General features: G+C 62.9%; 14 protein-coding genes. 9 read left to right on the top strand and 5 right to left on the bottom strand.

Annotated features, from left to right (window positions below; genetic code table 11):
• Positions 1–77: 77 nt before the first annotated feature.
• Positions 78–791 carry a pyrimidine 5'-nucleotidase gene (locus tag ACZYHG_RS05520; RefSeq protein ID WP_464612895.1) on the bottom strand — a complete coding sequence of 238 codons (714 nt, stop codon included), beginning with the start codon at positions 789–791 and terminating at the stop codon, positions 78–80.
• Positions 792–953: 162 nt separating this feature from the next.
• Between ACZYHG_RS05520 and ACZYHG_RS05525 the strand changes: the two genes are divergently transcribed.
• From ACZYHG_RS05525 to ACZYHG_RS05535, 3 genes are all read left to right on the top strand, one after another.
• Complete coding sequence (locus tag ACZYHG_RS05525) at positions 954–1,715, top strand: GGDEF domain-containing protein (protein ID WP_464614626.1); 762 nt, start codon at positions 954–956, stop codon at positions 1,713–1,715.
• Positions 1,716–1,938: 223 nt separating this feature from the next.
• Positions 1,939–2,130 (top strand): hypothetical protein, encoded by a 192-nt coding sequence (locus ACZYHG_RS05530; RefSeq protein ID WP_027032357.1) that lies wholly within the window; start codon positions 1,939–1,941, stop codon positions 2,128–2,130.
• A complete protein-coding gene (locus ACZYHG_RS05535) occupies positions 2,127–3,566 on the top strand; it encodes a GMC oxidoreductase (protein ID WP_464612896.1) in 1,440 nt (479 codons plus the stop codon). Before ACZYHG_RS05530 ends, ACZYHG_RS05535 begins: the two co-directional genes overlap by 4 nt.
• Positions 3,567–3,638: 72 nt before the next feature.
• On the opposite strand, the gene ACZYHG_RS05540 is transcribed toward ACZYHG_RS05535, so the two are convergent.
• Positions 3,639–3,806, bottom strand: a complete 168-nt coding sequence (locus tag ACZYHG_RS05540; protein ID WP_202596400.1) for a hypothetical protein — start codon at positions 3,804–3,806, stop codon at positions 3,639–3,641.
• Between the two features lie 95 nt (positions 3,807–3,901).
• Here ACZYHG_RS05540 and ACZYHG_RS05545 point away from each other — a divergent pair, with 95 nt between their 5' ends.
• Positions 3,902–4,402 (top strand): MarR family winged helix-turn-helix transcriptional regulator, encoded by a 501-nt coding sequence (locus tag ACZYHG_RS05545; RefSeq protein ID WP_464612897.1) that lies wholly within the window; start codon positions 3,902–3,904, stop codon positions 4,400–4,402.
• A gap of 53 nt (positions 4,403–4,455) precedes the next feature.
• Here ACZYHG_RS05545 and phhA read toward each other — a convergent pair whose 3' ends face one another.
• On the bottom strand, positions 4,456–5,292 hold the full coding sequence (phhA, locus tag ACZYHG_RS05550; RefSeq protein ID WP_464612898.1) for a phenylalanine 4-monooxygenase: 837 nt from the start codon (positions 5,290–5,292) through the stop codon (positions 4,456–4,458).
• A 137-nt stretch (positions 5,293–5,429) separates the two neighbouring features.
• Here phhA and ACZYHG_RS05555 point away from each other — a divergent pair, with 137 nt between their 5' ends.
• Both ACZYHG_RS05555 and bchE read left to right on the top strand, forming a co-directional pair.
• Positions 5,430–5,906 carry an Lrp/AsnC family transcriptional regulator gene (locus tag ACZYHG_RS05555; protein WP_464612899.1) on the top strand — a complete coding sequence of 159 codons (477 nt, stop codon included), beginning with the start codon at positions 5,430–5,432 and terminating at the stop codon, positions 5,904–5,906.
• 107 nt (positions 5,907–6,013) lie between these two features.
• Positions 6,014–7,579 carry a magnesium-protoporphyrin IX monomethyl ester anaerobic oxidative cyclase gene (bchE, locus tag ACZYHG_RS05560; protein ID WP_464612900.1) on the top strand — a complete coding sequence of 522 codons (1,566 nt, stop codon included), beginning with the start codon at positions 6,014–6,016 and terminating at the stop codon, positions 7,577–7,579.
• A gap of 8 nt (positions 7,580–7,587) precedes the next feature.
• Here bchE and argB read toward each other — a convergent pair whose 3' ends face one another.
• Together argB and ACZYHG_RS05570 are read right to left on the bottom strand one after the other, a co-directional pair.
• Positions 7,588–8,481 (bottom strand): acetylglutamate kinase, encoded by an 894-nt coding sequence (gene argB / locus ACZYHG_RS05565; RefSeq protein WP_464612901.1) that lies wholly within the window; start codon positions 8,479–8,481, stop codon positions 7,588–7,590.
• Positions 8,482–8,623: 142 nt separating this feature from the next.
• Positions 8,624–10,123, bottom strand: coding sequence for an amidase (locus tag ACZYHG_RS05570; RefSeq protein WP_464612902.1), 1,500 nt, complete (start codon positions 10,121–10,123; stop codon positions 8,624–8,626).
• Positions 10,124–10,274: 151 nt separating this feature from the next.
• Between ACZYHG_RS05570 and ACZYHG_RS05575 the strand changes: the two genes are divergently transcribed.
• From ACZYHG_RS05575 to ACZYHG_RS05585, 3 genes are all read left to right on the top strand, one after another.
• Positions 10,275–10,814: a sigma-70 family RNA polymerase sigma factor gene (locus tag ACZYHG_RS05575; protein ID WP_464612903.1), complete on the top strand. Its 540-nt coding sequence runs from the start codon at positions 10,275–10,277 to the stop codon at positions 10,812–10,814.
• The gene (locus tag ACZYHG_RS05580; RefSeq protein ID WP_464612904.1) at positions 10,811–11,533 is read left to right on the top strand and encodes an anti-sigma factor; all 723 of its coding nucleotides are present in this window, start codon (positions 10,811–10,813) and stop codon (positions 11,531–11,533) included. The genes ACZYHG_RS05575 and ACZYHG_RS05580 overlap by 4 nt, the downstream gene beginning before the upstream one ends.
• A 227-nt stretch (positions 11,534–11,760) precedes the next feature.
• Positions 11,761–12,318 carry a fasciclin domain-containing protein gene (locus ACZYHG_RS05585; RefSeq protein ID WP_464612905.1) on the top strand — a complete coding sequence of 186 codons (558 nt, stop codon included), beginning with the start codon at positions 11,761–11,763 and terminating at the stop codon, positions 12,316–12,318.
• Positions 12,319–12,337 lie beyond the last annotated feature (19 nt).

Consider the following 12,337-nt stretch of genomic DNA (forward strand, 5'->3'; position numbering starts at 1 on the left):
AAATCAGAGGCCGAGAACGCCTCCTTCTTCTACTGCCCTACTGCCCTACTGCCCTACTGCCCTACTGCCCTACTGCCCTACTGCCTTCCTCCCCCCGCGACTATCCCTGTCAGAAACCCGGCGAGATCGTCGGTGACGTAGTCGACGTCATCTTCCTGCGCGGGATCGCGCTCCCAGATTTCGGCAAAGGTCGGCTCGAAATTGCGTGGCACGACGAGCACGGTGGTCATGCCCAGCGACTTCGGCACTTCCAGGTTGCGGGCGAGATCCTCGAACATCACCGCATTGTGGCCTGTGACGGTGTGCAGTTCGGCGAACTTCTCGTAGGTCTGGCGCGCGGGCTTGGGATTGAGGCCGGCGGCGACGATATCGAAGATGTCGTCGAAATGATCGAGGATGCCAAGCTGGCGCGCGGTGCGCTCGGCGTGCTTGCGGTCGCCATTGGTGAAGATGAACTTGCGGCCGGGAAGCTGGCGGATGGCGGTGCCGAGGACGGGATCGGGCACCAGCCAGGAATAGTCGATGTCATGGACCTTCTCGAGAAAGTCGTCGGGGTCGATGCCATGGCGCGTCATCAGCCCGTTCAGCGTCGTGCCGTATTCGCGATAAAGCTCCTTCTGCAGCTTGCGCGCCTCCTCGCGCGGCAGCGCCAGCAGTTCCCCGACATAGGCGGTCATCTTGACGTCGATCTGCGAGAACAGATTCGAATGGTGCGGGTAGAGCGTGTTGTCGAGGTCGAACACCCAGTCGGTGACATGGGCGAAGCGGGCGGGATCAGGCAGCGTGGTCATGCCGTCCTTATGGCATGAAACGGAAATTCCGAAAGAGACTTTATCCACAACTTCCACGCGCCAAGGGTAGCGGAAATGGCCTCACGATTCAAATTTTAGCCATCCGGGAAAGGTGGCCTTCAGGGCTTGCTGGCACAGAGACAGTCCTGTGGGGAGCTCGCGATGAACAGCGTTATTCTGAAATCCGCCGCCATCGCTTTCGCCTCCGTCGCCACCTCTCTCCTGCTGACGCTGATCATTGTTCCGGCCATGGGGTTCCCGGTCAACCGAACCATCTGGCTGACCTCAACCGTCTGCCCGCTGGTGCTCGCATGGGTGGCTTGCGCCAGCACCTTCTGGCAGAGCGACAGGCTGAAGAACGCGCATCGCGAACTTGCCCGCGCGCACGCCCAGCTCGCCGCCGCCCACCGCCGCCTGGCGGAGAAGGCCAGCCGAGACGACATGACGGGCATGCTCAACCGGGAGAGTTTCTTTGCGGCGCTGGATGGCTCCCGGCGCAAGTCCGACCGCGGTGCGCTGCTGATCATCGACGCCGATCATTTCAAGCGGATCAATGACAGTTTCGGCCACCTGACCGGTGACGACGCGCTGCTGTTGATCGCCAGTGCCATCGAGCGCGGGGTGCGCGGCGGCGACGTACTGGGCCGCATCGGCGGCGAGGAGTTCGGCGCGTTTCTGATTGGCGCCACCGAGAAGGAGGCCAAGCGGGTCGCCGAGCGCATCCGCCGCGAAGTCGAGCTGATCCGGTTCCGGCCAGTCGACGAACGGACGATTCCGCTAACCGTCAGCATCGGCGGCACCGTGTGCGGCGAGGAGGCCAACGTCTCCGAGCTGATGCGTGCCGCCGACCGGCGCCTCTACCAAGCCAAGCATGCGGGCCGCAATCTGTCGATCCTGGGCACGGATATCTCGGCCGCCGCATAAACTCCCGGCGGGCGACTGCGGGCCGGCCGAAAGCGCGAAACCGAGACTCGTGCCCTGCGGCTGCCGTTAAGAGAATTCTAACTGTGTTTGTACTGAGCCGCGCCAGTAACCGGTTTGAAACGGCTTCATGGCCAGGTCTGGCACGAAATCGGCTTCTTTCCCGGTGCATGTCCCGTTCAGAGAAACGTCATGCATCGTCGAGGCCCCCATCGAGAGACCAATCATGAGTTTCTTCATCAAAAAAATGCCGCGCCGCATGATCGTGCAGGCGCTGATCGCACTGCCTGCCCTGTCCTTGTTCCGCAAGCTGCCTGAAGCCAACGCGTCTCCATCAGGGGCCGGTCCATCCCAGGTCGATCCGAATGAGATCGTCGAGGTCAATGGCTGGATCCTCAAGCGGAGTGACCTGGCATGATCTTCGACAGCTACGAGGCGTTTCGCGCCGCCAACTTCAAACCCAGGGTCTGCATCCTAGGTTCCGGCCCGGCCGGCACCACCATCGCCCGCAAGCTCGGTGCCGCCGGCATCCCGGTCGTGGTGCTGGAGGCCGGCTCGCGCGAGTTCAGCGACGAGTCGCAGGATTTCTACCGTGGCACCACGGTCGGCGATTTCTATTTCGATCTCGACATCACCCGGCTCCGCTTCATGGGCGGCAGCTCCAACCACTGGGCCGGCTGGTGCCGCGTGCTCGACAAACAGGATTTCGAGCCAAAGGCCTGGGCACCGGATACGGGCTGGCCGATCCGCCGTGCCGACATCGAGCCCTATCTGCCTGAGGTGCGCGACATCCTCGACCTTCCCGAATTCCGGCCGGATGTTCCGGTCTCGGACGACATACGCTGGGTGCAGCTGATCAAGAGCCCGGCGGTGCGCTTTGCCGAAAAATTCGCCGACGAACTCGACAAGAGCCCGAACATCGCCGTCGTGCTCAACACCTATGCCACCGAGCTCGCCGGCGACGGCAAACGCGTGACCGGCGCCAAGCTCTGGTCGAACGGCCAGGATGCCGGCTCCTTCAGCGCCGACTACTTCATCACCTGCACCGGTGGGCTGGAGAATTCGCGCCTGCTTTTGTGGTCGAACCAGCGGTCCAATGGCGGTGTCGTGCCCAATGCGGCGGCGCTTGGCCGCTACTGGATGGAACACCCGACCTTCGAGGGCGGCAACGCCATCCTGGCGAACTACAGCGAGTTCGAGGTCGATGCCGTCAACGAGGCCTTCTTCTCGCCGACGCTCGCGGCGATGGAGCGGCTGCAGATCATGAATTTCGGCATCCGGCTGATCGAGACGCCGTATCCGGGCGTCAAGAGCCTCATCGCCGATCTCGCCTGCACGGCGCCTGACATGGCCGAGTGGATGTCCTCCAAGCTCAGCCAGAACCTGCGCTGCGCGGCCCAGCTTTATGTCGCCTGGGAACAGGCACCACAGGCCTCCAACCAGATCGAGCTGTCGAAGACCGACGTCGACCACGCCGGGGTGCCGCGCATCGAGCTGCACTGGAAGAAATCGGAACTGGAGCATCGTACCCTTCTTGAAGGGCTCAGGCTGTTCGGCACGACGCTGATCGAGAAGAATCTCGGTCGGGTGCGCATCGCCGACTGGATCAGCAATGGCGGCGACTATCCGACGAATGACGAGACGGCGGGTCATCATCATATGGGCGGCACGCGCATGGGTACCGATGTCACCAAGAGCGTGGTCGACGCCAACTGCAAGGTGCATGGCATGGACAATCTCTATGTCGGCGGCTCCTCCGTGTTTTGCACCTCTGGTCAGGCCAACCCGACGACGACGATCACCGCGCTGGCCTGCCGGCTGGGCGAACATCTGAGCAAGGTTGTCGCCGTCTGAGGGACCTCTGCAAAACACGATGTTGAAGCATCCCCCGGCGCCAAAGATGGCGCCGGCGGAATCCCGTCATGCTCAAAAGCCGTAGATGGCGATGCGCACCAGCACGGCCGCGGCGGCCAGCGACACGAGCAGGATGCCAAGGCCGATCGGCGATCCCCAACCGTACCATTCCATCGCCAGCTTGGCGTATTTGAATTCTTCCTCGTGCGAGAGGGGTGCACGCTGTTGAATCAAGCTCATTTTTCACTCCTTGTCGGGCGGCAGGCTCTTGCCTTGTCGACGTCCCAGCCGCATATTGCTGCGATAGTCTAAATGTTAGACGGATTGATAGTTAGATGGTCGAAATAAATTCGTCAAGCGGAAATCGCGACGAAATGACGGCCGCGATCGGCCTCGCCATCATGCAATGGCAGGACGCGACCCAGGCCTATGACGAAGCGGTGGGTATGAGGCTTGGGCTGAACATGGCCGAGCGCCATTGCATCGGGCTGCTCTATGGCGGCCCGCAATCGGCGGGCGCGATCGCAACCGCGACCGGGCTGACACCGGCCGCGGTGACGGCGCTGATCGACCGGCTGGAAGCACGCGGCCTGCTGACCCGCACGCGCAGTCTGGAGGACAGGCGCAAGGTGGTGATCGAGGCGACACAGGCGACGCGGGAGCTGTCGGCGCGCTATTACGGCGCCATCGCGCAGGAAGGGCAAAAGGTGATCGCCACCTTCAGCGACGCCGAACTCGCCACCATATCGCGCTTCGTCAATGCCGCGCTCCACCTGCAGCGCGACCAGCTGGCGCGGCTGAAGGCCGAGGGGACTGACGCCCCTGGGCGGCGATAGCGATGTCGATGGTTGCCGCCCACAGGCGTAGACGGGAACCGCTTTTCAGAAAACTAGACCGTCGCCGGGTCGAGCGCTGGCTGGCCCTTGCGGCGGGCGACGATCGCCGCGAAATCGGCGGTCTGGAAGGCGTCACGCAAGGCGTCGAATGACGGCAGCACGAAATAGGCGCGCTGGAACTTGTCGATCTCGTAGCCGGTTTGCATCACCATTTCCAGGTCGAAGGGGACATGGTGCGCATCCTTGCTGTCGACAGCAAACTGCAATTCGGTGAAGGACGACATCAGGCCGGCGCCAAAGGCCTTCAGCGGCTGAGCGGCCTCCTGCATCAGGCCGTATTCGGCTGTGTACCAGTAGAGCCGGGTGATCATCTCGTCACCGCCGAGCGCAATGATGTCGCCGGCCTTCTTGCCATACATCTGCATGAAGTCGGCGAACACCGGCTGCGACAGCACCGGCACGTGGCCGAAGAAATCATGGAACATGTCCGGTTCGACGATGTAGTCGAGCTCCTGCCTGGTGCGCAGCCAGTTGGTGACCGGGAAGCGGCGGTTGGCGAGATGATCGAAGAAAGGTGCAGCGGGGATAAGGCCCGGCACAGCGACGATCTCCCAGCCGGTCAGCTTGCGCAGCTTGGCGCTGACACCCTCGAAATCCGGGATGCGGTCGAGCAGACCGAGCTTCTCGACACCGTCGAGATAGGAATGATGGGCGAGCTTGCGCGTCAGTTTGGTCTGGCGATCGCATAGCGTACGCCACACTGCCTGTTCCTCGGCGCTGTAGTCATAACCCTGCGCCACGGTGAAATCGGAACGGCAAACCGAATAGTCGCCGCGCAAGCCTTGCGCCGCGCAGTCGCGGGCATATTCGGCAACACTCATCGTCGTCATGGTTTTCTCCTCGCAAATCATCAATGCTGACCTGACCAAAGACTAGCCGGACTTGCCGAGGCAAATCGGTTTTGATGATGGCTCGCCGGCAATATTCGAGATAACATTCACTCACAATTCGCATTGGAGGAGTGAAAATGCCTCAGTTCGACGATTTCGAGATCAAGATGCTCGATATGCTGCAAAGCGATGGCCGCAAGCCCGTCTCCGAACTGGCGCAGGAGATCGGCCTGTCGACGACACCGTGCGCGCGGCGCTTCGAGGCGCTGCAGGATGCAGGCATCATTAAGGGATTTGCCGCGGTGATCAGCCGCCGTGCCGTCGGCCTGATGGTCGAGGTGTTTATCCAGGTGCGCCTGGTCAGCCACAGCGACGGTTCGCCCGAAAGCTTCATTGCCGCCGTCCAGCGCATGGACGAGGTGTCGTCGTGCTGGACGATGACCGGCGACCATGACTTCCTGCTGCATGTCATGGTGCCGTCGGTCGACGAGCTCAACGCCTTCGTCATGCACCGGCTGATGCGGCTCGACGGCGTGCGCGACGTCCACACGCAGCTGGTGCTGCAGAACATCAAGGGACCCGGCCACGTGCCGCTCGCGCATCTCAGGAAGTAACGCGCATCATCCCTGCGGAAAAGCTGCACGCAAACTGCTGAAACAGGCCAATCGGGCGTCCACATCGCCGGCCAGCATAAGCGGACCATCTCTCCAGGAGGTCCGCCATGAAAATCGTGCTCATCAATCCGCCGCACACCGCCATCGGCAGCCGCGTGCCGGACGACCACCTGCCGCCGCTCGGCCTGCTGGCGATCGGCGGCCCGCTGATCGATGCCGGCCACGATGTGCGGCTCGTCGATGCCGAATTCGGGCCGATGCCGCTCGAGATCGTGGTGCGCGATGCATTGTATGACGTTCCCGACTTCGTCCTGATCGGCCATTCCGGCTCGACCTCGGCGCACCCGACCGCCTTGCTGATCGCTAAGATGATCAAGGCGCAAGAACCGGCGACCATGATCATCTATGGCGGCGTTTTCCCGACCTATCACTGGCGCGACATACTGGCGGAGACCGCCGTCTTCGACTTCATCGTGCGCGGCGAGGGCGAGGCGACCGTCGTGGCGCTGGTCGAGGCGCTGGAAATGCACCAGCCGCCGGCGAGCGTGGCCGGTATCGCCTTTCGCGACGATTTGCAGCGCCCCTTCGCCACGCAGGCGGCCATGACGATTGCCGAACTCGACGCCTACCGCGTCGGCTGGGAGCTGATCGACCACAGCCGTTACAGCTACTGGGGCGGCAAGCGCGCGGTGGTCATGCAGTTTTCGCGCGGCTGCCCGCATCTGTGCAACTATTGCGGCCAGCGTGGTTTCTGGACCCGCTGGCGGCATCGCGATCCCAGGAAGTTCGCGCAGGAGATTGCCTGGCTGCACCGCGAGCACAGCGTCGAGCTGATCAACCTTGCCGATGAGAACCCGACGGTCTCGAAGAAGGCGTGGCGCGCCTTTCTCGACGCCCTGATTGCCGAGAATGTGCCGGTGCTGATCGTCGGCTCGACGCGGGCCGACGACATCGTGCGCGATGCCGGCATCCTGCATCTCTACCGCAAGGCCGGTGTCATCCGCTGGCTGCTCGGCATGGAAAACACCGACGAGCAGACCTTGCAGTTGATCCGCAAGGGCGGCAGCACCTCATCCGATCGCGAGGCGATAAGGCTGCTGCGCAAGCACGGTATCCTGTCGATGGCAACCTGGGTGGCCGGTTTCGAGGATGAAGGGTTTCGCGACCTCTGGCGCGGCTTTCGCCAGCTCATCGCCTATGACCCCGACCAGATCCAGGCGCTCTACGTGACGCCGCATCGCTGGACGCCGTTCTTCCGCATCGCACGGGACCGCAAGGTGATCCAGAAAGATGCCCGCCTGTGGGATTACAAGCACCAGGTGCTGCAGATGACGCGGCTGAAACCGTGGATGCTGTTCTTCAGCGTCAAGCTGATCGAAGTCGCCGTACAGTCGCGGCCGAAGGCGCTGGCACGCATCCTGTTCCACCCCGATCCCGAGCAGCGGCATTCAATGCGCTGGTACACACAGATGGGGCGCCGCGTCTGGTTCCGTGAGGTCTGGGGCTTTCTGGCCCGCGACGGCAGGGTGAAGGACGGCCCGACGCTGGCCGAATTCTGGGGCGCGCCGCAGGATGCCGAGGAGGAATCGATGACGGTTTCACGCCCGGCTCGAAAGCCGGAGCTTCCCGTCGTCGCAAGTCGCGGATTGCCGACGAAACGATTAGCCGGCTGACTGACGATTCAGGGCACGATCAGCGTGCCGGCGCCGTGTTCGGTGAACAGCTCGAGCAGCACCGCATGCGGCGTCTTGCCGTTGAGGATAACGACGCCTTCGACGCCGCGCTCGATCGCCTCGATGCAGGTCTCGACCTTGGGGATCATGCCGCCCGAAACCGTACCATCCTTGATCAGCCCCCTGGCCTCGGCCACGGTCAGCTCGTCGATCAGCTTCTTGTTCTTGTCGAGCACGCCGGGCACGTCGGTCAGGAACAGAAGACGCGAGGCCTTGCAGGCGCCCGCAATGGCGCCGGCAAACGTGTCGGCGTTGATGTTGTAGGTGTGGCCGTCGCGACCGGGCGCCACCGGCGCCAGCACCGGGATCATCTCGGAGCGTGCCAGGAGATCGAGCAGCGTGCGGTCGACCTCGACCGGCTCGCCGACGAAGCCGAGATCGAGCACGCGCTCGATGTTGGAGTCCGGGTCGATCATGGTCTTGCGCGCCTTTTCGGCGAAGACCATGTTGCCGTCCTTGCCGCACAGGCCGATCGCCCATTCGCCTTCGGCGTTGATCAGAGCGACGATTTCCTTGTTGATCGAGCCGGCCAGCACCATTTCGACGATCTCGACCGTCTTCTGGTCGGTGACGCGCAGGCCACCTTCGAACCTGGACTCGATGCCCATCTTGGCCAGCATGGCGCCGATCTGCGGCCCGCCGCCATGCACGACGATCGGGTTGACTCCCGACTGCTTGAGCAGCGCGATGTCGCGCGCGAAAGCCTTGCCGAGCTCAAGGTCGCCCATGGCGTGGCCGCCATATTTCACTACGATCGTCTTGTGCTCGTAGCGTTGCATGTAGGGGAGCGCCCGCGAAAGCAGGTCAGCCTGCATTTCGGCGGTGGCGGTTATCTCCGTCATCGGCTTGGTTCCCTGACTTTTGGTTTATGCATTTTCCCAAAACCGCCAAGCACTTTTTGGCGACATGCACTGGTAAAGACGGCGGCGTCTTAGCGGGAATTGGCTCAGCTCGCAAATGTCATTGTTGTCATATTCGAGCGGCTTACGGTGTCGGCACCATCAGCGGCGCCCTGCGGCCGGGCCAGCCCGAGATCTTCTCCATCTGCGCGGCGAAGGACAGAAGCGTCTCCTCATCGCCCGGACGGCCGGCGGCCTGGATGCCGAGCGGCAGGCCAGCATCGGTGACATAAACCGGCAGCGCGATCGATGGCTGGCCGCTGACATTGTAGATCGCCGGCCAAGGGGTGAACCAGAGACTCTTGTCCATCAGTTGGCCGAACAAGGATTTCACTTTCAGCAGCGGCGTCAGATGAAGCTTGTCGAGCAGGTTTTCGATTAGCTCATCGGCACCTTTCGGATCCATGGCGCCGCAGGCGAGCGGCGGGTGCGCGATGACAGGCATCAGCACGGCGTCATAGCGCGCGGTCTCCGCGATCAGTTGCCGCGAGGCGGCGTGCAGTCGCTGCAGGCCGGCATAGGTCTCGCCGGCCGAGACCATTTCGCCCAACCTGCCGAGAACGCGCGTGGCGCGCTCGATGTCGCCGGTAACGGAACGGCCGACGCGCAGCGCTTCGGCGCGCAGCGTGCCGGCGACGGCTGATGCAACCGTCCTGCAGAAATCAGCGAAGAAATCGCGGCTGATGAAGGGCAGGTCGATGTCCTCGACCGCATGGCCGCCCTCGCGCGCCAGCGCCACCGCCGTGTCGAGCGCTTTCATCGTTTCGACGGAAATCGGCAGGCCGAGCGGCGAGTTGCGGTAGACGGCCAGCTTGAGCTTGCCGGGGTCGCGCGCGGCCGCGGCGGCGAATGTGCCCTTGGGCTGATGTGCCGCATAGGGCGACAAGGCGTCGGGACCGTGGGTGAGATCGAGCAGCAGCGCGCAATCGCGCACCGAGCGGGTGACGGCATGGTCGACCACCATGCCGTACCAGCCTTCGCTGACCAGCGGCGTCAGCGGAATGCGGCCGCGCGAGGTCTTGAGGCCGACAAGGCCGGTGCAGGCGGAAGGCACGCGGATCGAACCGCCGCCATCCGAGGCATGCGCCACCGGGACCACGCCGGCGGCAACGAGCGCTGCCGCGCCACCCGACGAGCCGCCGCTGGTGTGGGCGGTGTTCCAGGGGTTGCGGGTGATGCCGAAGGCTTTGGATTCTGTCATCAGCCGCAGCCCGTGTTCCGGCGACGTCGAGGTGACGATCGGAATGAGACCCGCAGCGAGGTAGCGGTCGGTCATCACCGAATTGACGTCGGGCACCCAGGCGGGGATGCGGCTGCCGCCATGCGACGGCACGCCCTTGATGGCGATGCCGAGGTCCTTGATGGCAAAGGGCACGCCGGCCAACGGCAGCGAGCGGTCCATGGTCTTGGCTCGCGCCCGGGCCGTTTCATAAAGCGGTTCGGCCGTGGCGTTGATTTCGGGCCTTGTGGCCTCGGCGCGCGCGATCGCCGCTTCGGTCAGCTCGATCGCCGACAGTTCGCCCTTGCGCACCAGACCAGCGAGGCCGGTTGCATCTTGTTCCCAAAGGACTTGTTCAACCGACATGCGCGCTCTCCACCACCTGTGGCAAGGCTAGCCAGTGGCGACTTCAATGGCAAATCGGGGGCGGATCCGGGTGGGGAACGCGTGAAGCTTAGACGTGCACAAGGCGATTTCCGCCGTTGCAAATACATAACAATACCCTAATTTGCCTGACATGACGCCGCAGGACATCACCAAGCTGATCGTCCGAACTTCGATGAAGGATCGGGCCGCGTTCGATCTGCTGTACCGGCAGACCAGCGCGAAACTTTTCGGCGTCTGCCTTCGTGTATTGAACGACCGGGGAGATGCGGAAGAAGCCTTGCAGGAGGTCTTCGTCAAGATATGGACGAAGGCGGACCGTTTTGCTGTTTCCGATCTGAGCCCGATCTCCTGGCTGGTGGCAATCGCGCGCAATCATGCGATCGATCGCATCAGGGCGCGGCGCAAGCCGGCCGTCGATATCGATGCCGCGCTCGACGTGGCCGATCCGACGCCTGGACCTGAAGCGATGGTGGTGGCGGGCGATGAGTCCGAAAGGATCCATCATTGTCTCGATGAATTGGAGAAAGACCGGGCGGCGGCCGTCCGGGGCGCTTATCTCAAGGGCGAAAGCTATGCCGAGCTGGCGGAGCGCCATGGCGTGCCGTTGAACACGATGCGTACCTGGCTGCGCCGCAGCCTGATGAAACTCAGAGAATGTCTGGAAAGATGACGCTCGCAGAGGACAATGGACCGGAACGTGGGGGCGACGACATGTTCGCCGCCGAATACGTTCTTGGCGTGCTGCCGGCGGACGAGCGGCAGATCGCTTCGAGGCGCATCGATTCCGAAACCGATTTCGCGCGGCTGGTCGATGGCTGGGAGGTTCATCTCTCGCCCATGGCTGCCGCCTATCCGGAAATCGAGCCGCCAGCTTCAGTGAAACCGGCGATCGACCGACGGCTGTTTGCGTCGACGGCTGCAAAACCCTCCGACGTGCGCGCCGGCTTCTGGTCCAGCCTTGCCTTCTGGCGAGGCCTTGCCGTTGCGGCTGTTGCCGCTCTGGCTCTCTATGTCGCCGTGCCATACATCAATCGGCCGGCTGAACTGCCGCAGGCGCGGCTTGTCGCCTCGCTGGCCGCCGACGGCAGCGACGTCAAATATCTCGCTGTCTATGATTCCGGGCGGCATGAGGTCAGCCTTTCGCATGTTTCCGGCACGCTCGCTTCTGGCAAGGACTTCGAACTTTGGATGATCGAAGGCAAGAACGCCCCGGTCTCGATGGGCGTCATCCCGGCCGGTGCGACCGCGCATATCGGGGTCTCGCCCGCCACACAGCAGAAGCTGGCGCAAGGCGCCGTGCTGGCCGTCAGCCTCGAGCCGGCAGGCGGTTCGCCGACCGGCCAGCCCACCGGGCCGGTGGTTGCCGCGGGCGACCTGAAGAGCATCTGATCTGCTTCCTCCTCAACCCGAAGCCGTCGCCAGAATAATCCAAATTTATCTTGGGTCACACATGTCTAAGTGAGCATGTGAGCCGGCGAAATATTGCGTCGAATAAATCTTCTTGCCTGAACGAATAAATCAAAAATCAAAAAATATTCTGAAACTCACGCGTTGGTGTTCCGTATCTCCTCGCGTCCCCAAAGATGGGAAGAGAAAACCCGAGGAGTTTGAATATCATGCGTAGATTCGCCACCCTTTTGCTCGCCGGTACAATCGCCGTTTCCGCGCTTGCCACAGCTGCCTATGCTGAAAACCCGATGGTCGGCGGCGCCGCCATGTTTGCCAACAAGAACATCGTCGAGAATGCCGTCAATTCGAAGGACCACACGACGCTTGTGGCCGCCGTCAAGGCAGCCGGCCTGGTCGAGACCCTGCAGGGCGCCGGTCCGTTCACCGTTTTCGCGCCGACCAATGAGGCCTTCGCCGCACTGCCGGCCGGGACGGTCGACACACTGCTCAAGCCCGAGAACAAGGACAAGCTCGTCAAGATCCTGACCTGCCATGTCGTCGCCGCCAAGGCGATGGCGGCTGATGTGGCCGCGATGGTCAAGGCTGATGGCGGCACGCACAAGGTCAAGACGGTCGGCGGTTGCGAACTGTCGCTCAAGGCTGAAGGCGGAAAGGTCACCGTTACCGACGAGAACGGCAATGTCGCCAATGTGACGATCGCCGATGTCGAGCAGTCCAACGGCGTCATCCACGTCATCGACAAGGTTCTCTTGCCGAAGATGTAACAAAGGCCTTGCTGTCGAC

The organism is Mesorhizobium subarcticum (genome assembly GCF_055456085.1).